Source organism: Thermosynechococcus sp. M3746_W2019_013 (assembly GCF_015296045.1).
In the GTDB taxonomy this organism is placed as follows: domain Bacteria; phylum Cyanobacteriota; class Cyanobacteriia; order Thermosynechococcales; family Thermosynechococcaceae; genus Thermosynechococcus.
The window spans coordinates 1-19406 of the sequence record NZ_DVDW01000001.1; the positions used below are offsets into that span (position 1 = coordinate 1).

Annotated in this window: 18 protein-coding genes and 1 pseudogene; 7 read left to right on the forward strand and 12 right to left on the reverse strand. The window is 53.8% G+C overall.

What is annotated here, in order from left to right:
- Positions 1-397, forward strand: a pseudogene (locus IGQ16_RS00005) (hypothetical protein); the annotation flags it as partial.
- A gap of 4 nt (positions 398-401) precedes the next feature.
- On the opposite strand, the gene IGQ16_RS00010 reads toward IGQ16_RS00005, so the two are convergent.
- The 8 genes from IGQ16_RS00010 to IGQ16_RS00045 all read right to left on the reverse strand — a co-directional run bounded on the left by IGQ16_RS00010 (position 402) and on the right by IGQ16_RS00045 (position 9035).
- Positions 402-1820, reverse strand: a complete 1419-nt coding sequence (locus tag IGQ16_RS00010) for an FHA domain-containing protein (RefSeq protein ID WP_297059755.1) — start codon at positions 1818-1820, stop codon at positions 402-404.
- A 43-nt stretch (positions 1821-1863) separates the two neighbouring features.
- Positions 1864-2508, reverse strand: coding sequence for an FHA domain-containing protein (locus IGQ16_RS00015; protein WP_024124338.1), 645 nt, complete (start codon positions 2506-2508; stop codon positions 1864-1866).
- Between the two features lie 168 nt (positions 2509-2676).
- A complete protein-coding gene (locus IGQ16_RS00020) occupies positions 2677-2886 on the reverse strand; it encodes a hypothetical protein (protein ID WP_157869642.1) in 210 nt (69 codons plus the stop codon).
- Positions 2887-2993: 107 nt separating this feature from the next.
- Positions 2994-3185 (reverse strand): hypothetical protein, encoded by a 192-nt coding sequence (locus IGQ16_RS00025; RefSeq protein ID WP_051372766.1) that lies wholly within the window; start codon positions 3183-3185, stop codon positions 2994-2996.
- 28 nt (positions 3186-3213) lie between these two features.
- Positions 3214-3501, reverse strand: a complete 288-nt coding sequence (locus IGQ16_RS00030) for an ATP-binding cassette domain-containing protein (protein WP_051372767.1) — start codon at positions 3499-3501, stop codon at positions 3214-3216.
- 38 nt (positions 3502-3539) lie between these two features.
- Positions 3540-6731, reverse strand: coding sequence for an efflux RND transporter permease subunit (locus IGQ16_RS00035; protein WP_297059758.1), 3192 nt, complete (start codon positions 6729-6731; stop codon positions 3540-3542).
- A 119-nt stretch (positions 6732-6850) separates the two neighbouring features.
- Entirely contained in the window at positions 6851-7837 is a 987-nt protein-coding gene (locus IGQ16_RS00040; RefSeq protein ID WP_297041138.1) for a GGDEF domain-containing protein, read from the reverse strand.
- Positions 7838-8210: 373 nt separating this feature from the next.
- On the reverse strand, positions 8211-9035 hold the full coding sequence (locus IGQ16_RS00045; protein WP_297041139.1) for an alpha/beta hydrolase: 825 nt from the start codon (positions 9033-9035) through the stop codon (positions 8211-8213).
- 331 nt (positions 9036-9366) lie between these two features.
- Between IGQ16_RS00045 and IGQ16_RS00050 the strand changes: the two genes are divergently transcribed.
- The 3 genes from IGQ16_RS00050 (at position 9367) to IGQ16_RS00060 (ending at position 12040) form a co-directional block, all read left to right on the forward strand.
- Complete coding sequence (locus tag IGQ16_RS00050) at positions 9367-10182, forward strand: FAD-dependent thymidylate synthase (RefSeq protein WP_297059761.1); 816 nt, start codon at positions 9367-9369, stop codon at positions 10180-10182.
- Positions 10183-10250: 68 nt separating this feature from the next.
- Positions 10251-10385 (forward strand): hypothetical protein, encoded by a 135-nt coding sequence (locus IGQ16_RS00055; RefSeq protein WP_024124343.1) that lies wholly within the window; start codon positions 10251-10253, stop codon positions 10383-10385.
- Positions 10386-10417: 32 nt separating this feature from the next.
- On the forward strand, positions 10418-12040 hold the full coding sequence (locus tag IGQ16_RS00060; protein ID WP_024124344.1) for an MBL fold metallo-hydrolase: 1623 nt from the start codon (positions 10418-10420) through the stop codon (positions 12038-12040).
- On the opposite strand, the gene IGQ16_RS00065 is transcribed toward IGQ16_RS00060, so the two are convergent.
- The 3 genes from IGQ16_RS00065 to IGQ16_RS00075 form a co-directional block, all read right to left on the reverse strand.
- The gene (locus tag IGQ16_RS00065; RefSeq protein WP_297059763.1) at positions 12037-13455 is read right to left on the reverse strand and encodes a hypothetical protein; all 1419 of its coding nucleotides are present in this window, start codon (positions 13453-13455) and stop codon (positions 12037-12039) included. The two genes, IGQ16_RS00060 and IGQ16_RS00065, sit on opposite strands and share 4 nt — an antisense overlap.
- 73 nt (positions 13456-13528) lie before the next feature.
- Positions 13529-14704: a SpoIIE family protein phosphatase gene (locus IGQ16_RS00070; RefSeq protein WP_297059766.1), complete on the reverse strand. Its 1176-nt coding sequence runs from the start codon at positions 14702-14704 to the stop codon at positions 13529-13531.
- Between the two features lie 46 nt (positions 14705-14750).
- On the reverse strand, positions 14751-15887 hold the full coding sequence (locus IGQ16_RS00075) for an ABC transporter permease (RefSeq protein WP_024124346.1): 1137 nt from the start codon (positions 15885-15887) through the stop codon (positions 14751-14753).
- Between the two features lie 401 nt (positions 15888-16288).
- Here IGQ16_RS00075 and IGQ16_RS00080 point away from each other — a divergent pair, with 401 nt between their 5' ends.
- The 3 genes from IGQ16_RS00080 to IGQ16_RS00090 are packed head-to-tail and all read left to right on the forward strand — an operon-like array spanning position 16289 to position 18196.
- Complete coding sequence (locus tag IGQ16_RS00080; protein ID WP_297041958.1) at positions 16289-16690, forward strand: AbrB family transcriptional regulator; 402 nt, start codon at positions 16289-16291, stop codon at positions 16688-16690.
- On the forward strand, positions 16671-17435 hold the full coding sequence (locus tag IGQ16_RS00085) for a pantothenate kinase (RefSeq protein WP_297059769.1): 765 nt from the start codon (positions 16671-16673) through the stop codon (positions 17433-17435). Before IGQ16_RS00080 ends, IGQ16_RS00085 begins: the two co-directional genes overlap by 20 nt.
- Complete coding sequence (locus tag IGQ16_RS00090; protein ID WP_051372768.1) at positions 17435-18196, forward strand: BMC domain-containing protein; 762 nt, start codon at positions 17435-17437, stop codon at positions 18194-18196. The genes IGQ16_RS00085 and IGQ16_RS00090 overlap by 1 nt, the downstream gene beginning before the upstream one ends.
- Here the strand turns inward: IGQ16_RS00090 and IGQ16_RS00095 are convergent.
- Positions 18130-19404 (reverse strand): NAD(P)/FAD-dependent oxidoreductase, encoded by a 1275-nt coding sequence (locus tag IGQ16_RS00095; protein ID WP_297059772.1) that lies wholly within the window; start codon positions 19402-19404, stop codon positions 18130-18132. The genes IGQ16_RS00090 and IGQ16_RS00095 overlap by 67 nt on opposite strands.
- Between the last annotated feature and the right edge of the window lie 2 nt (positions 19405-19406).

A 19406-nucleotide genomic window follows, 5' to 3' on the forward strand; every position in this document is an offset into this window, starting at 1 on the left:
TGGGGGGGAGGTGCCTCTTGGGCAAAATAACCTGGTGGTGCAAGCTCCCACTAAGCGCGCACCTGCTGGTATTGAAGTTGCCCCAATGAGCACTCCCCCAGCTGAAACAACCCCCATCCCTGCAACTACCCTGCGTGAGGTGAAAACCTATTTTCAAGACCGTTGGCGCCCGCCGGCCAGCCTAGACACGAGTCTGGAGTACCGCATTGTCCTCAATCCCGATGGCACCCTTGCCCAAGCACTGCCCCTGAATGGTGCGGCAGTTCGTTTTATTGATCGCACGCCAATACCTTTACAGCAAAGTCCTCTGGCCAGTCCCTTTGGGGGCGATCGCCCGATTTTACTGCGGTTGGTCTTGATGCCCTCTGGAAGCGTGCAAGTGCTGGGTGAAAATTGATGTTCTATGAAGCACTTGAAGAGACTGCGGGGGTAATAGTTGCAATTTCCTGCAAGCGTTTCTTGACTTCGGCAGCATTAGGATAGCGTTCCCGAGGATCGGGGTGGGTCAAGCAGTTAATCAAATCCACCATTAGCGGATCTAAATGGGGAATGTCCTCGGCATAGAGACGATACTCACGGGTGCCCCAGCGGAAATAGGTCTCCGGTTCATAGCCCGTGAGTAAATACACCATTGTTGCCCCCAAGGCAAACAGATCTGAGGCCGGCTCGGGTTTTCCCTCCTGTTGTTCTGGTGCCGAATAGCCCACAGTACCAATAAATGTTCCAGATTCAGAGGTTAAGACGGATGCTTTACCCCAGCCCACGAGCACGAGTTCTGTTGCTTGCCGTTTGACGTAGGGATGAATGAGATTGGAGGGACGAATGTGTAAATGCAACACAGGGGGGTCTTGCTGGTGCAGCATTTCAAGCAACTCACACACAGGAATGAGCCAACGACTGACCTCAATCACATTCATTGACCCTTGTTTTTGAACCCGCTGCTTGAGGGATTGGCCATAGACCATTTCCGAAACCAAATAGGAATCACGGCCGCACTGAAAGGCTTCCCAAAATTGGGGTAAGACCGGATGTTGGATGTTGCACAATTGCCGCGCTTGGCGCCGAAAGGCACGGATTTCCTCCCGTGAGGCAGCAAGACTATGTCCCTTAATCACTGCTGCTAGGCCACTGCGCCACCCCAAATAAATATTGCTTTGACCAAGGGCACGAATAATCTGGTAGTTACCGAGGGTTTTCCAGACCCGCAGAGGCACACCGCAATCAATGCAAAAAATATCGTTTTCTTGGGCATGGTTGTGCTGGCAATCGGGGGGAGCACGCCACTCGCTGAGTAAATGAACTGGCAGTTGACCTGTGACTGCAAACTCAGCCTCTTCCTCCTCTTGGGCGGTGACACTGCTACTACTGGAGGTGGGGGTGCTTTCTTCGGCACGGGATGGGGGTTCGGCCGCTGTACCAATGGCTTCTTCTTCCCCTGCATAGGTGCCCTTCTCAACATCTACTAAGCGACCTTCAGGCACCGTTTCCATGCGGGCACTGGGAGTGGCAGGACGCTGATCAGAACCAAGGCGAATTTGAATATTGGGGCCAGAGCGTGCCAAGCGCAGGATGCCACCATCCGTCAAGGTTGCCTGCTGAATGCGTTTGCCATCCAAATAGGTGCCGTTAGTGCCAAGGTTGACCACTTCCCATTGCAAACCATTACGACGGAGCTCCACATGGTGACGCGACACTACCGCGCTATAGAGCACGACATGATTATCAACTGCTCGGCCAATGCGGATAACATTTTCATTCTCAAAGGTCCAGCTTTGGACTGGGGTGGCTTGAACCGGATGGAGCAATGTCAATGTAATCACCTTGTCTAACCGCCTCTTCGTACCTGAATACACTCTAAAAGAACTAGGACATACGTTCATAGATAAAAGTGACTAAATCTCCCTTGCCCAATGCAATGCGATCGCCCGATTGCAGGCGGTGACGATTGCCCGGATATAGGGGAGTATTGTTAATGTAAGTTCCATTGGCACTTCCCACATCTTCAATATAGTGGGCATTCCCCTCAATGCGCAGATCCGCGTGGATACGGGAGACAATTTCTGAGTTGGGAAAGCCAGCCACATCAATATCGGGGGGAATACGATCATTGGGCTTGCCAATATGAATAACAGGACGCCCCGTGGGAATGTGCAGTTCGGTGCGAGTTTGCACATGAATCAGCTTAGCTTCAATAGTGGCAATCTCAACGGAGAAGACATGAGCCGGTGGTGGGGGCGGCGGGGATAGCCTTGGCAGGCGGCCTTGATGGGCAACGGGTCCCACTGTTGGTGCAGCACTGGCTGTCTGGTGCATCACCTCTGGCATTGGGGGTGGGCTGACGGCAATGCGACGCAAATTAAAACCACATTGGCCACAAAAACTAGCCTCTGGTTGAACTGGGGCACCACAATTTGGACACGGAGTCATACTGGGCATGGGCGAAAAGCACGCTTCACATTGAACAGCACCAACGGGATTGGGATGGAAACACTCGGAACAGATAATCATAGATATGATGCCCTATTCCACGACCCATCCAACCAACCTAAGATTCCCATGGCTTATCTCTATTTCCCGAGGTAAAGCTAAACAACCTAGCTTTCTCTACATTTAGGTTAGCTTTTACACCCCAATTCTATACGGGTTCATTGCCAAACGGCTGCTCATTGGGAACACCTAGAACCGACCACTGACATAATCGCGGGTTGAGGGATCTGCTGGCCTTTGAAAAAGTAAGGAGCTGGGAGCGTACTCAATCAGTTGCCCCGTTGTCTGTCCCTGGCTATTGGTTTGCAGGGCTAAAAAGGCCGTCCAGTCGGAAATCGGCGCTACCTGTGGCAGGTGATGGGTTGCCATGATCACAGTTAGGTGTGTTTGAGGTGACACAGACACTCCTCACATAAGGCGAGTAGCAGCAGTATCTAGCCCCATGCAGGGGTCATCCAGTAGCAAATCTCCGGTTGCAGGGCGATCGCCCACGCTAGGCAAAGACGCTATTGCTGCTCTAGGGGCAGGTGTAATGCCAGCTCGCCTAAATGATTTTTCAGAGTTTGCCACAGATCCACCTGTTCCAAGGAAGATTGCACAAGGGCATCGAGATCCCCCTGATAGCCATGCACACGGGCACTAAAGGCAACGTTGTCATAAATTGATTTTGGAAATAAAGACTGGGGCTTCAGGGGCATACGACAGCGCAGTTGTGATACATTCCACCTACTTGAGGGCATGCTGCCGATAGTGAATTTCTCCAGTCATGTGGAGATTCGGAAAAAGTTCAATCAAGCGGTTCAAACACCTTAACAGTAGGCTTGTGCCAGACCCCGAGGCACCGATCAATGTCACCCATTGTCGCGGGTAAATAGTGAGGCTGACATTCCTAAGCAGCGGTTGATTACGGGAGAACACACTCAGTTGGCGTACTTCGAGGAGGGTATCTTGGCCAATGGCAATAGGGTCAACAGTGGTCATCGGCAGGACTTGGGCAGCAGCGTCACTACCCATCTAAACCGTAATCTAAGCCGTAATGTTGAGCTACTGCATTAGTGTTGCTGAAGCTCCTCAGGGGAGGCGCCCGTTGGGGGAACAGCGGGTGCTGGCAATGGCGCAGGAAGACTGCGGTGGGTGGTACGCTCAAAGCCATGCAGAATCACATAAAAACAGGGAATGAGAAAGAGGGTGAGCAGTGTTGCCACCGCTAAGCCAGAAAACACAACAATGCCAAGGGGCTGCAAAAATTCTGAGCCTTCCCCTAGCCCCAATGCCAAGGGGAACATGCCCACCACCGTTGTAATCGTGGTCATCATAATCGGGCGCAGACGGACAGGGGCAGCTTTGCGAATGGCTTGGCTACGGCTACAGCCCTGCTGCTGGTAAATTTCGTTGGCCAGTTCCACCATGATGATGGCATTGTTGACGACAATTCCCACCAGTAAAATGGCCCCGACAATTACCGTGGCGCCAATGGCCGTCCGTGTCAGGTACAAGCCCCAAATTCCACCGGCCAGAGCCAAGGGAATGGTAAACATAATCACTAGGGGGTCAAGCAGCGAGTTGTACTGTACCGCCATGACCACAAACACGAGAAAGGCCGCCAAACTGCCCAAGACCCCTAAGGCCTGCTGCAATTGCTGATTGGCTTGAGCTGCTGTACTGGGCATCAGGGACACCCCCGGTGGGAACTCAAGCTCCCTCAGAATGGCGTTGGTCTCAGCAAGTGCCGCACTGAGACTGGCGCCTTCGACCAGATTACCCGCCAGCATAAAGACTTGCTGCCGATTGATCCGCCGAATTTCCGCCGGTGCTTGACTGGGTTCGATGCGAGCGACATCCCCAAGGCGGAGGGGATGGTTATTGGCGGTAAAAAGGGGAATCGTGGCCAGGTCGGCAGGGTTTTGGATGCTCTCACTGTTGAGTTGGACGCGAATATCGACGAGGCGATCGCCCCGTTGCAGCCGCGTTGGCACAAACCCCGTCAAGGCTGTTTGAATCGTCTGGCCAAGATTGAGGGTATTCAGCCCTAGTTCGCCGACCCGCTCCCAATCCGGCAAAATTTGAATTTCGGGTTGGGGAGGATCGGCATCGGGACGAAAGCGCACTAATGTGGCCTTTTCATCAAGGACTCGCAGGACTTGGCGACCAAAGCGGCTCAGGGTGTCTTCATCGTTGCCCCGTAGGATTACGTCCAGATCTGCGCCGCGCACGGGTGAGTTGGTGAGAATAATGCCACGCACCTGGCCAGGGCTCAGACGCAGCCGCACTCCCACCAGGTTGAGCTGATCAAGGGCTTGTGTGGCTACTGTGATATAGCGATCCACCTTAACACCCCGCCGCAGAATAATGTTGCTATTTGCCCGCAACGGATTGGCAATCGTATTCGTGCCAAGGAGGGCGCCACCCGTTGTGGTAAAGACTGCCTCTGTGCCGGGTTGGGCCATCAGCACCTCATCTACTGCCGCCATGACACGGCGACTCTGGGGCAGGGGTGTTCCGGGCGCAAAAATGGCGCTCAGGTTGACTTGACCAGTATTAATCCGTGGTAGCAACTCTTGGGGAATTTGCTGGCTGAGGAGCCAACTGCCACCGCCCAAGAGGGCGATCGCCAGCCCAACCACTAGCCAGCGTGCCCGTAGCACTTGCCCCAAGGCCCATTCATAGCGTCCCCTCAGCCAGAGGAACTTTTCATTAAAAAGGCGAATAAAGGCCACCTGCCGTAGGCGATTTTGCACCCGTACCCCCAAAAGGCGGGAGGCTAAGGCCGGCACCACCGTGAGTGCCACCAGCAGCGATGCGGCAACGGCAAAACTAATCGTTAGAATCAACTCATTAAAGAGCAGTGCAATCAAGCCCCCCAACAACAAAAAAGGCAAAATAGCAACCAAGTTAGTGAGGGTAGATGCTACAAGCGCTGATTCAATACCTTGGCTACGCCGTTTCACCTCCTCAAGGTACTGTTCTTGGATCATGTGCTGAGGGTCAATCTCCGCCAAAGTTTCTAACATCACAATGGCGTTATCCACGACGATGCCAACCCCGAGCGCCAGGCCACCCAAGCTAAAAACATTCAGAGAGAAATTAAATAGCCCCATCAGCAGCATCGCCGCCATCGTGGACAGGGGAATGGCTAGCAAAATAATCAGGGTTTGCCGTACCGAACCAAGAAACAGCAGCACAGCGATCGCCGCCAAGAGGGTTCCCGTCAGACCTGCAGTGATCACATTGTTCAAGGCGTTGCGGATATAAACCGACTCATCAAGGACAGGAATAATCCGCGCATCGCGGGGGACGAGATTGGCTGCCTGTAGCGCCGCTAAACGTCGCTTGATCCCATCGGCCACTTCCACTGTATTGGCTGCCGGTTGCTTGAAAATGCTGATTTTAACCGCGGGTTGGCCATTGAGTGTCACAAATACCCGTTGTTCGGCACTGCCATCGACAACTTGTGCCACATCCCGCAGATAGACCCGCTGACCATTGGTGCCTGTCAGCACCACATCCTCAATTTCACTGAGATTACGAAAGCGCCCCACTGTTCGCGTTAAAGGTTCTGCGCTTTGGCCGCGAATACGTCCGCCTGAGACATCTTGGTTGCGATCGCTCAGCGCCGTTAAAATTTGGTTTAACCCCACCCCTGTGGCCTGCAATCGATCCAGATCCACAAGAATTCGTACTTCTTCGGTCGTCCCCCCAGAGACATCCACCCCTGCCACACCAGGGACGATACTGAGTTCGCGCTCCAAATCCTCATCGGCAAAGACTCGTAACTCGCGGCCACTAAGGGTTTCTGAGGTCAGTGCAAACTCATAAACTGGCAATTGCGATGGATCAAACTTAAACAGTCGCGGCGACTCAATAATATCGGGCAAGGTACTGCGGGCACGGTTAAAGGCAGCGGTGACCTCATTGAGGGCCTGATCAACATCGCCACCGGGCTCAAAAAATAGGTCAATACTGACTTGCCCTTCACGGGTTTGGGAATAGACCTGCACCACCCCCTCCGTGCGACTCAGGGCTTCCTCAAGGGGCTTGGTCACCTCCTCAACAGCAACACTAGGTATCACCCCCGGAATATTCAGCCGTACACCAATGCGCGGGTAGGTAATCCCCGGCAGTAGATCCACTTGCAGACGCAGAAGGGTAAAGACCGCCAAAACCACGACTGTGAGGGTCAGCATCAGAGTGCCGATGTGGCGGGTTACCGCCAAGCCACTAAAACTAAAGCGTGGGGAGGTCATGGCAGGTCAATTACCCTAGTCAATTACTGTAGCCAATTACTGTAAAAGTCATCTTTTTAGACACCGCTACTTTAACATCGTTTCCCAGCGGTCGAACTGCTTCCCAAAAGCAATGGGGTCTATGCCCACACCCAGCGATCGCGCCCCCCATGTTTCGCCTGATACAAAGCTTGATCAGCACGAGGAATTGAGTCACTGAGCACCTGTTCCCCCATTCTAAACAGAGTGACACCCAAACTAATTGTCACAGATAAAAACTGCTGATCTGCGAGTTCCACGGGCTGGCTTCTCACGACTGAGCACAGTTCCTCGGCCGTTGCTCTCGCCTCCTCTTCGTAGGCAACAAAAAACAACAGGACAAATTCCTCGCCTCCCCAGCGGACCAAAATGCCCTCTTTGCGGTCTTCTAACACCTGCTTTGCCCTTGCCGCCAAGGTGCGCAGAACCACATCCCCCTGATCGTGACCATAGGTATCGTTAATGCGCTTAAAGTGATCAATGTCAAAAATCATGACCGTGAGCAGGGCTTCTCCCGTAGCGGCCTGGGATTCATAAGCCTCAACTCGACTCAACAGAAAGCGACGATTGAAAGCGCCAGTGAGGGGATCTAACCAAGCCAGAGCCAAAAGTGCTTGCTCCCGCTGCCGCATATCACTGATGTCAGAAAAGATCCACACGCGCCCTAGGCGACTATCGCCACGCACCGGGTGGGTATCAATGAGAAATGTTTTCTCACCCATCCGACACTCCCCCTGCGCACTGAAGTTGCCATTAGCAGCCAGCCCTTGAAAAATGTTGGCTAGCTCATCGCGGTTATCGCATCGCTCCCGCGCCTGTTTCATGTGCTCGGCAACGATCTGAACTGGATGGCTGCCCGCTGGCAGTTGCAGCCATTGAGCAGCGTAGGAATTGACCATTGCTGTAGAGCCATCCCCTTTGATTAAAACCAAGCCCAGCGGCACTGTGTCGAAAATATCTTGGAATTGCACTTCAAAGATGAAGCTATTTTGACTTTGACGATGATGGATCAACAGTTGGCGGTACAGAGCCGCAATGTAGCCTTTCTGTTCTGCGAGTTGCCGCAGCGGGCCTTCGACGGGATTCACCAGTAGCAACCCCTGGCAACAATCCTCTGGGTCACCGCAGGGGATGTAGACAATTCGCTCAACCTTATTTAAAAGACAGAAAAAAATAGAGGGCAGTTTGAGAAAAGGCAAAACATCAATAACAGCTCCCTGGACCAAATCTCGCCACGGCCCGATGATTTGCAGATTGGGAAATTTGGTAGTGCTGGTTGTGGTGATAATTTGTGCGCAATTGCCTTGCTGATCAATCGTTAGGGCGAGGACAAGCTCAGATTGCGACCAATTTGCAATTAGATGACAAAATGCTGTGATAGTATCGGGCGCGGGAAGAAGCTGGCGGGGTAGGTGTTCCTGCACTTTTTTTAGCATGCCCTAACCAGAATAGATTGTGCATTTATATGCTGATGTATTTTTTGAGTAAAGAACCAACGGCTGTGGGATGGGTCATGTGGGGAAGATGGCCTTGAGCGTCGATCCAATCAAGGGTACTGTGGGGCAGGGTGGCATGTAACCACAGGGCGACCCCTTGGGAAACTACGAAGTCATTGCGGTTAAAAATCAGGTGTACAGGCTGCTGTACCTTGCCGACAAAGGAGCGGGTATCGGAGTCAAAAATCATCCGGAGAGTGCGCAGGGCAATCCCTGGCTGCAATCGAAAGAGGGTCTTAGAAAAGTCAGCTAGCTGGTGCTCCTCCTTCACCCCAAACATGAGTGGGGCAAAACCCGCAGCCCATGCTTGATAGTTCGTCACCATTGCCTCATAAATGGCCTGTAGGTCGGCGAGGGTTAGGGTGCCAGGATAGTTCTCATCCTTGAGATAGCAAGGGGAGGGACCAATCCAGATGTGTCGTCGAAATAGGTCCGGTCTGGCGATCGCGGCAATGGCACCGATCATGCAACTGACCGAGTGCCCAACATAGATGCAAGATTGAACGCCAAGGTTATCCAGCAATTCAATGAGATCATCGGCATAGCCATACAAATGGCTGTGTCTTTGGACATCATAGCGGTGTTGCGTATCCTCATCGGAGCCACAGCCTGCAAGATCATAGCGGATATAGGTGAAGCCCTTAGGGAAGAAAGGGTTTAAATAGTCCCAAGCGCTTTTATCAGTACCAAAGCCATGTCCAAGCACCACAGGAACCTCACCCCAGCCATCCATCTGGACGTAGGGCTTGAGAGACTCGGGAACACAGGGAACTTGACTTGTAATTTGCATAGAAGTTTTGCACTGATAAAAGCTGGAGTTAGTTTTTTTTAGCTTTTAGTGAATGAATTGAGCTGGAAACCCCCAGAAAAATTCTACAAAAAGCATAACATCTCTAAGAGTGGCGCCAAATGATTTAGCAAAAGTTTATTACTGCCTTGCAGTGAGTAAGCGGTCTTGAACAGCTTATTGACCGGCCAACCGCTGCCGCAGGGCAGCCCCTGCGCCACGAGCTGCTGCTAGGACAGCACCGATTAACCTTCCTAAGTCAGGTTCTGCAAAATAGCGGATGGTGTTCCCCTTACACTAGCCTAGAAAAGGCAGAGATTCAGAAGAGACAAAGATGCAAGATGGGCGTGTAATTGCCGATTCAATTTCGCCAGCAGGGGTGCGCTTGGTGACGCTTCAACTGACGTATCCGCGCTTTATCCATAGTGAACTCCTCACCCATCGCGTGTTTTCTCGCAATTCCGCCAGTTCGCGAGCCGTTCCCGTGGCTAAAATGATGGAACAAGTGGAACAGAACCCAGTCATCCCCTACCATTGGGGAAAAAACCAGCGAGGGATGCAGGCACGTGAAGAAAGTGAACAAAAGGAGGCGGCAAAGGAAATCTGGCTGAAAACTCGCCTCGCAGTTCTTGAGGGGGCACGCCAGCTCCATGAGCTGGGAATTCATAAGCAAGTGGTCAACCGCATGCTTGAACCGTGGATGTGGATGCAAACGGTTGTCAGCAGTACCGAGTGGGATAACTTTCTGCGCCTGCGCAATCACCCCGATGCCCAGCCAGAAATGCAGGCCTTGGCTAAGCTGATTCAGCATTTGCTGGAGACCCATGAACCCACTCCTGTGGCTGTGGGAGATTGGCACCTACCCTACATCGATCCGACTGAGCGCCAGCAATATAGTCTCGAGGAGTGCAAGTATATGTCTGTGGCCCGTTGTGCACGGGTGTCCTACTATCTGCGGGATGGTCAACGCAGTGACCCTGCCTCTGATCTTGCCCTCTATGAGCGCTTGGCGGGAGCAGAACCGAAGCACCTCTCTCCCCTCGAGCACGTGGCGGAATGTATGGGCGATCGCCAGTCCTACGCGAATTTTGTTGGCTGGCGACAACTCCGTTACTTTGAGGAGAGAAAATCAGCAAGTCCCCGCAAATGATCCGCGATACACTGAGTACCAGAAGAGGCTTACTTGACTATTTACTTGACTATAGCGAGGCGTGAACTATGGATGCTGTGATTAGCGTAAAGCCCATTCTGCTGGCCATGACGCCTGTATTTATTCTGTTGTGTTTGTTTTTTGGCACCCGCAATGGCTTCTACGACACGGATCAGTACCACGGCAACGGTTCTGCTCATTAAATCTAACTAGGGAGGGTGACTGATCGCCATTCATGATCGAGTGCCTCAACTATGGGGTGGGTCACGCTGAGGAGGGGGTGTGCATTGGCTTAGGAATTGGCACCTATCGAATTTTGCTGGACTGCGGTGTGCCGTCTCTTGATGTCTTGCCCCTTGCTGAGATTGAACAGCATCCCTTTGATCTAGTGCTCTGTAGCCATGCCCACGCGGATCATGCCCGCAGTCTGTTGGCACTCCATCGCCGTTTCCCCCATATTCCAATCTATGCCAGTGAAGTGACAACGCAACTGTTGCCCCTAAATTGGCCAGATGAAACGGTGCCTCCCTTTTGCCGTGCCCTACCTTGGCGATCGCCCGTGGAGTTTGGCGATGGCCTAACGGCTGAACTCTTTCCTGCGGGGCATCTGCCGGGGGCAGCGGTTTTTGTCCTCACCTATCACGATCCAGACCCAGAGCAACCGCCCCTGAGCGTGGTTTATACGGGGGATTTTTTCCTGTCCCATACTCGCTTTACGGAAGGACTACCCCTTGCGGATCTACGGGGATTGCAACCGGATGTGCTCATCATTGAGGGCAGCTTGGGCACAGCGCGACACCCCCACCGCCGGCAACAGGAAAACCAATTGGCGGAGCGCATCCGCACAGCGATTGACCAGGGCTATAATCTATTGCTTCCCCTGCCTCCCCTCGGTACTGCCCAAGAAATTCTCATCCTCCTGCGCAGTCATCATCTCTTTACAGGACAGCCGATTCAGATTTGGGTGGGGCCAGCGATCGCCCGCGGTTGCGATGCCTACCTCACGGTTTTGCCCCATTTACCCACCGCCATTCAAAACTTTGCCCACCACCAGTCCCTCTTTTGGGATCAGCGGGTCAAACCCCAAGTGCAGCCCTTGAGGAATTTGGCGCAAATTCGAGGTGAAGTCCCTACCATTATTCTTGTGGAGGAGGATCAAGACCTGCGCCCCTACGTGACCCAAGGGGGACGACCTTGGCTAGTGCTCTATCCACGTTTACGCTATGGTCAACCCGTACGGGAAGGCTATCCTGAGTTTGGAGACTTACCCAATGTGGAGGTGGATACGTTTTTACTCTCCCTCCATGCTGATGGTCCTGCAACAACTCAACTGATTCACAATATCCGACCGCAGCATGTGGTGCTGATCCACGGCAATCCCAACTACCTTGCGGACTTGGCTAGCCTGAATGAATTGAGTAACCGCTACCATCTGCACACCCCCACCAGTGGCTCAACGATTCAATTTCCCATTGGCCAATTGACCCTTTCGACGCCCAGTTCATTGGTGCAACTGGCCTATGAGGGAGAGGTGAGTGAGTGGAATCATGAAGTCATGATTCACCTACCAGCTTCTATTACCACCGATCCGCGCTGGCGACGGCTGGCAGACACCGGTTTTGTTCTGGCCTCTTGGCAAGGGGAGCAATTACTGATTCGCGGCATGACTCCCAAAGAAGTACTCGGTGGTACTTCAGCCCTAATCCTGCCCGACCAGCCCAGTTGCTTTAACTGTCAGTTTTATCGCGGTCAACGCTGCTGGAACGAAGCCTCTGCCCTCTACAACTTCAAAGTGGCACCGGAGGGCTATTGTCCAGCCTTTGAGCGGGCGGAAACGCAACCGGAACCCGAAAGCTAGGGAGTTTGTAACTGTCGCTGCAGAACCACAGTGGGGCTTTCCGCGCCTGTTTTGGGGTCAATGGCGATCGCCATCAGGGCAATGGAATAGACCCTAGAAGGCACGTCAATGTGAAGGACAGTTTGCCAGTAATCCCCATAGGGATAAAAGTCAAACTCCACTAGCCAGCGGGGGCCAGCGATTAACTCCCCTGTTTCGCCATTGGTGATCCACACTTTGACGGAGCAACCCCGTTGTGTTGCAGGCAAATTCACCTTCAGGTGCAGCGGCGATACCAGTGGCTCCGGTGACAGCAGGAGCTGGGGTGGGGTCAATACATAGGTACTCTCAGGATTTGTCGATACTGGGGGTGTGGTTTCAAGGGGGGGCGCTAACTCAGCCAACTGCTGCAATCGCGACCAAAATCGCTTTTGGCGATCGATGGGCAAATCGCGAGGCGGTGATACAGTAACCGCAGACAGGGGCTGGCAAAAGCTGGGCAAATCCACAACAACGGGCGCTTTCACAGGCTTCAGTTGGGGCGGTAGGGAAAAACCGCTCACCGGCACAGGTTGGAGGGCCGTATCCCCCAAGATGGGCAACTGCGGGCCAGTGGGCGTTTTACGCTTCGGGGGGGAGGGTTGGGGCGGCGCAGAGACGGCAGGGATCTCGGGTGCCGGGAGCACCGTGACCATAAAGGCTTGGACTTGGCGAAGATCCCTGTGTTCTAGGGGTTTGTTGGGTAGGAGGCGGGCTTCCCCCACCATGACTGGATAATCCGCCAAGGGGGTGAGTGTACACTGAAACCCCCATTTTCCCTCGCGGGCGATCGCTGGCACTGAGTGCTCCTGTACCACATCGCGGGTGACGGGATTGCGCAAGCGAATCACCACTGTACCGGGAACGGCAACTGTGCCCTCCAAAACCAACGTTTCATCGGCAAAGATTGTGTAGGCACTTTGGGGCAGCTCAATCAGCGTCGTGGGCAACTGCGCAGGGGAGGGTTCTTGGGGCTGAGGGGGGTCGGCGGCTTTAACTGGCTGCTCTGGAACCGCAGGCAAGGTTTCTGGTGTGGGCAAGTCCCATGCTTCGCTTTGGGCAAGGACATCAAGGGCGATCGCAAACACCTCTGAATCCAGCACCCCCTCTCGCGCCACACGGCATCGAAACTCCCAACGCCCCGGCTGCAAATACGTAAAGGGCAGAATACCCATGAGTCCTGTGGAACTGCTGCGGTGGGTGCGGCGTTGATAGCGTTGCTTGGACACCCCCTGATCATCGTAAAGATGGGTAATTTGCACTTCCACAGAGGTTTCGGGAACAGGACAGCGCGCCATCAAGCGGTAACTGCCCTCCAAAACTTCCGCCGAGGGTGGCTCTAGGGGCAACCAAGCACGATCGCCCTCCTTTTGCAATAAAAACTCCCATCCGCCCATAGCTCACCTTCACTCCGCTACTGCTTAGGATATTGCACAGAAGATGCCGCATTATGCAATCTGGAGTCCCCAGTTAGGGGTGGGAGAACGCCACTTGCACCAGTGAAACATCATCGCTGCCAAAGGCAGCGGGCGCTGCATGCCTTTGCACCTGGGAAATCAACTGGGACAATGGGGGCACAGGGTTTTGGGTATGGGCAGCAATCAGTAATTCCCTAAAAGCTTCCAGACCCCAAACCTGATTGTCGGTTGTTTCAAACTCATAGACGCCGTCACTAAAGAGATAGAGAACTGCCGAAGGGGAGACTTCAATCGTGGCTTGGGTAAAGACCATGTCAGCAAACATACCAATGGGAATGCCCGGGGTCTTGAGGAGGGTAGCTCGCCATTGATCAGCCTCAGGGGTGAGGAGGAGTGCCGGCGGGTGTCCACCACTGGCATAGGTCAACTGCCGCGTTTGGCGATCGTACACGCCGTACCAAATCGTGAAATACTTTTCGTGCTGAGCCGTCATTTGAAAGCCATTGTTGAGGGCTTCAAGAACTTGGGCAGGTTGGAGGAAATCAAACGTGCCGCTGGTTTGCTCCCGCGTTGTGCTCCGCAACAGATTCAAAACGGAGACCGAAGGCAGAGCCGCCCCCAAGCCATGGCCTGAAACATCGAGAATGTGGAGCACTAAATAGCGATCGCCCACCCAGCAAAAGTCAAAGCAATCGCCCCCCAACTGACTGGAAGGCAAGAAGTAGTAGTTAATTTTGCAGGGAGCTTCTTGGGGAGCCGGCAGGAGCGACCGCACATAATCAGCAGCCTCGTGAAGCTCAGCCTCAAGGAGTTGTTTTTGCTTAAGCAGGTCCTGACTCAGTTGATAGAGGCGCAGACCCGCCTGAATTCGTGCTCGCAGTTCGTTAGGGTCAATGGGCTTTGACAAGAATTCATCGGCACCAGCATCCAAGCCTTGAATGCGATCCTCCAGTTCCCCTTTGGCCGTGAGTAGAATAAAAAAACTGCGGGAGAGTTCCTGATCCTGCTTGATTTGACGGCACACCTCTAGGCCGTCCAGTTCGGGCATCATCCAGTCGCAGATAATCAAGGCGGGTTTCTCGGCGGTGGCGATCGCAATCCCCTCGCGGCCATGACTGGCAACGGATACCTGATAGCCCAAATCCCTTAGGATTTTCCGCAACAGGAATCGGGTGGTGGGATCATCATCAATAACCAGAATTTGATAGGGCTGGCGATCGCCACTCATAGCCTAATTCTAAGAATCTCCCCCTAGTGTATCCCAAGGGCTTTGGCTATTTTTGTATCCGCTTGGGATCAAGGGCATCCCGCAGGCCATCGCCGACAATGTTGAAACACAGCACCGTAAGCACAATCAGTGTGGCCGGCGCCCAGACCAACCAGGGCTGTAAGACCAAGATTGAGGCATTGGTTGCCAAGGAAAGCATATTCCCCCAGGAGGGATCCGGCTGTTGGATCCCCAAGCCAATGAGACTGAGCACCGATTCCGCCACAATAAAGCTGGGAATCGAGAGCGTTGCCGCAATAATCACGTAGGTCGCTGTTTGGGGAATAATGTGCCGCACAATAATGTAGAGCGATCGCCCCCCCATGACCTGTGCCGCTTGGACAAAGGCCATTTCCCTAATGCCTAGAACCTGACCACGAATGACTCGCGCTAGCCCTGCCCAGCTCACAAAGGACGTGATCACTGTAATCAGCAGGAATCGCTCACCACTACTGAGCCCCACCGGGAGTACTGCCGCCAAGGCCACCAGCAGATAGATGGTCGGCAGCGTCATCAGCACCTCAACACCCCGCATCAAAACTGCATCGAGCCAGCCGCCAAAGTAGCCGGAAATGGCACCCACGAAAATGCCAATCGGGAAGGCGATCGCCACCCCCACAAGCCCAATACTGAGGCTAATGCGGGCACCAAAGAGCAGCCGACTCAGCTGATCGCGTCCTTGGTCATCGGTTCCCAACAGGTTTAGATAGCCCTTGCCCACCGTGCCAAACAGGTGGCGATCGCTGGGAAACCCCGCAAAGAGAGTACGCGGTTCAATTTGCGGATGGGTGAGACTCCAGCGCCTCGGTAGGGGCAGGGTAATTTCCAAGAAGCGATAGGGGCTACCCTTAACAAATAGGCGAATCGGCGACGGTTCCTGCCAGTCCACAATCAAAGGCCGTTCCCCCGTTTCCAAGTTCACAGGACCTAGGCGAGTGGGATAGACATGGGGCCCAAGCCACTGACCATTGGGGGTGCGCCAGTAAATCCGGGTGGGGGGCAGTAGGGCACCATCCACTTGAAAGGCATAGGGACTATAGGGGGCAATAAAATCTGCAGCGATCGCCAGCAGGTACAAAGTCAGCAACACCCCCAAACTGACCATCACTAAGGGGTTGCGCCGCAGCGTTTGCCAAGGGGTCATTCGTCACTTATCCGCGAGGGTACAGCCACTATACAGCCTTTTTTCTATCCTAGGGCTGCTGTAGCAGACTGAATGCCTACACGTATTCCACACTTTTTAGAAAGGCACCACTGCGCTGTAGGTAAGTTTTAGCCAAAAATCAATAGGCGATCAATAAAACTTAACAAAGCAATGATAAATTTCTCTTCTTGTTCGGTAGGACTGATTGACTCAAATTAACATTTTCTTAAAAAGAATACTTCTCCTTTGCAATAAAGTGGTAGCTTTATTAAATGTAATCATTCTTTAGTCAGATCATTCTCGCAAACACCCTTTTTCTGGTGTGGGCACCTGTTGATTAAAAAATAATTGAGTTGCTTGATTCATTTGAATATCGTTCTGATAGAGGAAGTACAGAGCGAATGAAAAAACCGAAGCCCCTAACTGGTAAAGCGCTCCTGCAGCGATTACGTGAATTGGGTTCTGCATCCCGTAAAGAAGCAGCAAAGCTCTGTGGCTACTATCGCGTCACAAAATCCGGTCAGGTGCGTGTCAACTTAGGGAAATTTTACGAAGCGGTACTCGCTGCCGGCGGACTCGAAGTACAGCCGTCGGAGCAGGAAATCAATGGTCACTCAGGACGGGGGCGATCCCCCTCCTATCGGGTAAAAGTGCACCAAAATGGCCAGATTGTGATTGGTGCTGCCTATACCAAAGCGATGAACCTAAAGCCGGGGGATACGTTTAAAATTAAGCAGGGGTATAAACATATTCATCTCTACCTCATCGATCCAGAAGAAGTGGATGACGCCCCCGCAGAGTAATCAATGGTTTGCCCTGATTATTGGCAATACTCGGCAGCACTGGGCACTCTTTAGGGGTGAGCACCTCAGCCGCACTTGGCACCTGACCCCTGAGGAAGCTGCCTTCAATCCTGCCCAAGACTACCCCAACCTCCCCTGCTGGGGGGCCAGTGTTGGTTCTGTGCCCTTGCACCAAGTCTATCCGAGGGCGATCGCCCTCACCCTCGAAGATATTCCGATTCCCCAGATGTACCCCACCCTAGGGTTGGACCGTGCCCTTGCCCTCTGGGGAGCACTTCAGGTCTATGGGGCGCCGGTGTGTGTCGTGGATGCCGGCACCGCCCTAACGCTGACCCTAGCCAACGATCGCCGTGAATTTGCTGGCGGTGTGATTCTTGCCGGTGTTGGATTAATGGCGCGAGCCCTAGCGGACTACACGGCAGCTTTACCCTATGTGACGCTGCCCACAGACCCCCCCCGCCGTTGGGGCACTACCACCACTACCGCTATTGAAAGCGGCCTCTACTATGGCACTGCCGCCATTTTGCAAGCCTATCTGGGCGCCTTTTTTCAGGAGTTTCCCCAAGGCACAGTGATTGTGACCGGGGGCGATCGCCCCTTTGTCAGTGACCTGCTGCGGACATTTTTAGATTCCGATCGCTGGTGTGAGGATGATCATCTCGTTTTTTGGGGCATCCGCGCCCTCCGCAATCCAGCCGCTAAGATAGAAATGCACCCCATCAAAAGGATTGACGAATTCCGCTAATGGAGCGACGGGATGACTTTACGGACTTGGCCTTAGGACTGGTCTCAGCCCAGAGCTTTCCGGCGATCGTTGGCATTGCTGATCACATGCTCAAATCCTCCGATGTCCTCCTAGTGGGCTATGAAAAAATTGGCGGTGGTCACTGTAGCGCGATCGTCCGCGGGCGAATTGCCGATGTGCGCCTTGCGGTGGAAGAGGGCGCTGAGCGGGCGCAGCAATTTGGTCAAGAACTTAGTACGTTAGTGATTCCCCGACCTGATCCCAACCTAGAAAAAATTCTCCCCATTGGCAGTCTTCTTGCCCAGATTGCTTCTAAAAGTCGCGGCCATCGCCTCAGTAGCCATGCCGTGGGTCTTCTGGAAACGCGGGGATTTCCGGCCATGGTGGGGGCAGCCGATGCCATGCTCAAGGCCGCCGATGTGATGCTGACGGCCTACGAAACTATTGGGGCAGGGTTATGTACAGCCATTATTCGCGGTACGGCCTCCAATACGGCGATCGCCCTCGAGGCCGGAATGGCAGAAGCGGATCGCATTGGCGAACTCCATGCAGTGATGTTGGTGCCCCGTCCGCTGGAGGATTTGGATCAATCCTTGCCCTTGGCACCTGCCCTCCAGCGGGAACTGCAACCCCTGCGTCTGCCCCTCACCCTCAAGCAAAAAGAAACCGAACCCCTTGCTCTCCAAGGGGCGGCTCAAGAGAGTGTGGCTGTGGAAGCCGCCGCCGAAAGAGTGTCCGTCGACTCCCCTGCCAATCCCTGACCGGCAATCCAGCCTGTTGTCCACGCACTTTGCAGGTTAAAGCCCCCCGTCACACCATCCATATCGAGAATTTCGCCGGCCAGGAATAGCCCCTCACAGCAGCGGCTAGCCATTGTCTTGAAGTCCACTTCCTTGAGAGCCACCCCACCGCAGGTCACAAACTCCTCCTTGAAGCTGCCTTTGCCAGCGATCGCGAATGTGCCTCGGTGTAAGACCTCCGCCAGAGCCAGCAGTTGCTTTTTACGCAAATGTGCCCAAGTTTGCTCAGGGGGAATACCAAGGGTGGTGGTCCAGTAGCTCCAGAGGCGACGGGGCAGCGGAAAGGGACAATGGTTAGCGATCGCCCGCTTCGGGGTATGGCTGCGACAGGCTGCCAACTCCCCTTGAATCTGCGGCAGCGATAGGTGGGGGAGCCAGTTGATCACTAAGAGGCCGCGATAGTTGTGAGCCGCCAAGGCACGCGCTCCCCATGCCGAGAGTTTTAGGACCACGGGGCCACTGAACCCCCAATGGGTAACGAGAATTGCGCCTGTTTGCGTCAAGGGCGGCTGCTGCGGCAGTTTGAGGGTAGCTTGCACAGTTGGGACACTGAGGCCTGAGCGCTCCTGCAAGAGGGGGTCATTAATTTGAAACGTAAACAGCGAAGGTACCGGCGGAATAATCGTGTGTCCCAATTGCGCCGCCAACCGATAGCCATGGGAACTACTGCCCGTGGTCAAAAGGACGCGATCGCCCACAAGGGGTTGAGCCTGCTGAGCAATCGTGACGTGAAACTGGTTGCCCACTTTGGCAATGTCCTTGACCGCTGCACGGGTACGAATGCGAATGCCCAAGGCTGTTGCTTCCTGCACAAGGCAGTCAATAATCGTTTGTGAGTCATCACTCACAGGAAAGATCCGCCCATCGGCCTCAGTTTTCAGCTTCACTCCCCGCGCCTCAAACCAAGCGATCGTGTCTTGGGGTTGGAAGCGACTAAAGGCACCCCGTAAGGCCTTGCCACCACGGGGATAGTGTTGCGCCAACAGCGCCGGATCAAAACAGTGGTGGGTGACATTGCAGCGACCACCACCAGAGATGTGGACTTTGCTGAGCACCGCTGCCCCAGCTTCTAAAATAGTGACGCGATCGCGAGGATTAGCCGTGGCACAGGAGATCGCCCCAAAAAATCCAGCGGCACCCCCGCCAATGACCAAAATCTGCCGAGTCACGA

What these genes read in the sequence shown, in the direction of transcription:
- IGQ16_RS00085 (WP_297059769.1), top strand. Translation starts at nt 16,671, where the DNA reads ATGACGCCCCCGCAGAGTAATCAATGGTTTGCCCTGATTATTGGCAAT.
- IGQ16_RS00075 (WP_024124346.1), bottom strand. Translation starts at nt 15,887, where the DNA reads ATGACCCCTTGGCAAACGCTGCGGCGCAACCCCTTAGTGATGGTCAGT.
- IGQ16_RS00090 (WP_051372768.1), top strand. Translation starts at nt 17,435, where the DNA reads ATGGAGCGACGGGATGACTTTACGGACTTGGCCTTAGGACTGGTCTCA.
- IGQ16_RS00070 (WP_297059766.1), bottom strand. Translation starts at nt 14,704, where the DNA reads ATGAGTGGCGATCGCCAGCCCTATCAAATTCTGGTTATTGATGATGAT.
- IGQ16_RS00060 (WP_024124344.1), top strand. Translation starts at nt 10,418, where the DNA reads ATGATCGAGTGCCTCAACTATGGGGTGGGTCACGCTGAGGAGGGGGTG.
- IGQ16_RS00050 (WP_297059761.1), top strand. Translation starts at nt 9,367, where the DNA reads ATGCAAGATGGGCGTGTAATTGCCGATTCAATTTCGCCAGCAGGGGTG.
- IGQ16_RS00055 (WP_024124343.1), top strand. Translation starts at nt 10,251, where the DNA reads ATGGATGCTGTGATTAGCGTAAAGCCCATTCTGCTGGCCATGACGCCT.
- IGQ16_RS00065 (WP_297059763.1), bottom strand. Translation starts at nt 13,455, where the DNA reads ATGGGCGGATGGGAGTTTTTATTGCAAAAGGAGGGCGATCGTGCTTGG.
- IGQ16_RS00015 (WP_024124338.1), bottom strand. Translation starts at nt 2,508, where the DNA reads ATGATTATCTGTTCCGAGTGTTTCCATCCCAATCCCGTTGGTGCTGTT.
- IGQ16_RS00045 (WP_297041139.1), bottom strand. Translation starts at nt 9,035, where the DNA reads ATGCAAATTACAAGTCAAGTTCCCTGTGTTCCCGAGTCTCTCAAGCCC.
- IGQ16_RS00035 (WP_297059758.1), bottom strand. Translation starts at nt 6,731, where the DNA reads ATGACCTCCCCACGCTTTAGTTTTAGTGGCTTGGCGGTAACCCGCCAC.
- IGQ16_RS00025 (WP_051372766.1), bottom strand. Translation starts at nt 3,185, where the DNA reads ATGCCCCTGAAGCCCCAGTCTTTATTTCCAAAATCAATTTATGACAAC.
- IGQ16_RS00030 (WP_051372767.1), bottom strand. Translation starts at nt 3,501, where the DNA reads ATGGGTAGTGACGCTGCTGCCCAAGTCCTGCCGATGACCACTGTTGAC.
- IGQ16_RS00080 (WP_297041958.1), top strand. Translation starts at nt 16,289, where the DNA reads ATGAAAAAACCGAAGCCCCTAACTGGTAAAGCGCTCCTGCAGCGATTA.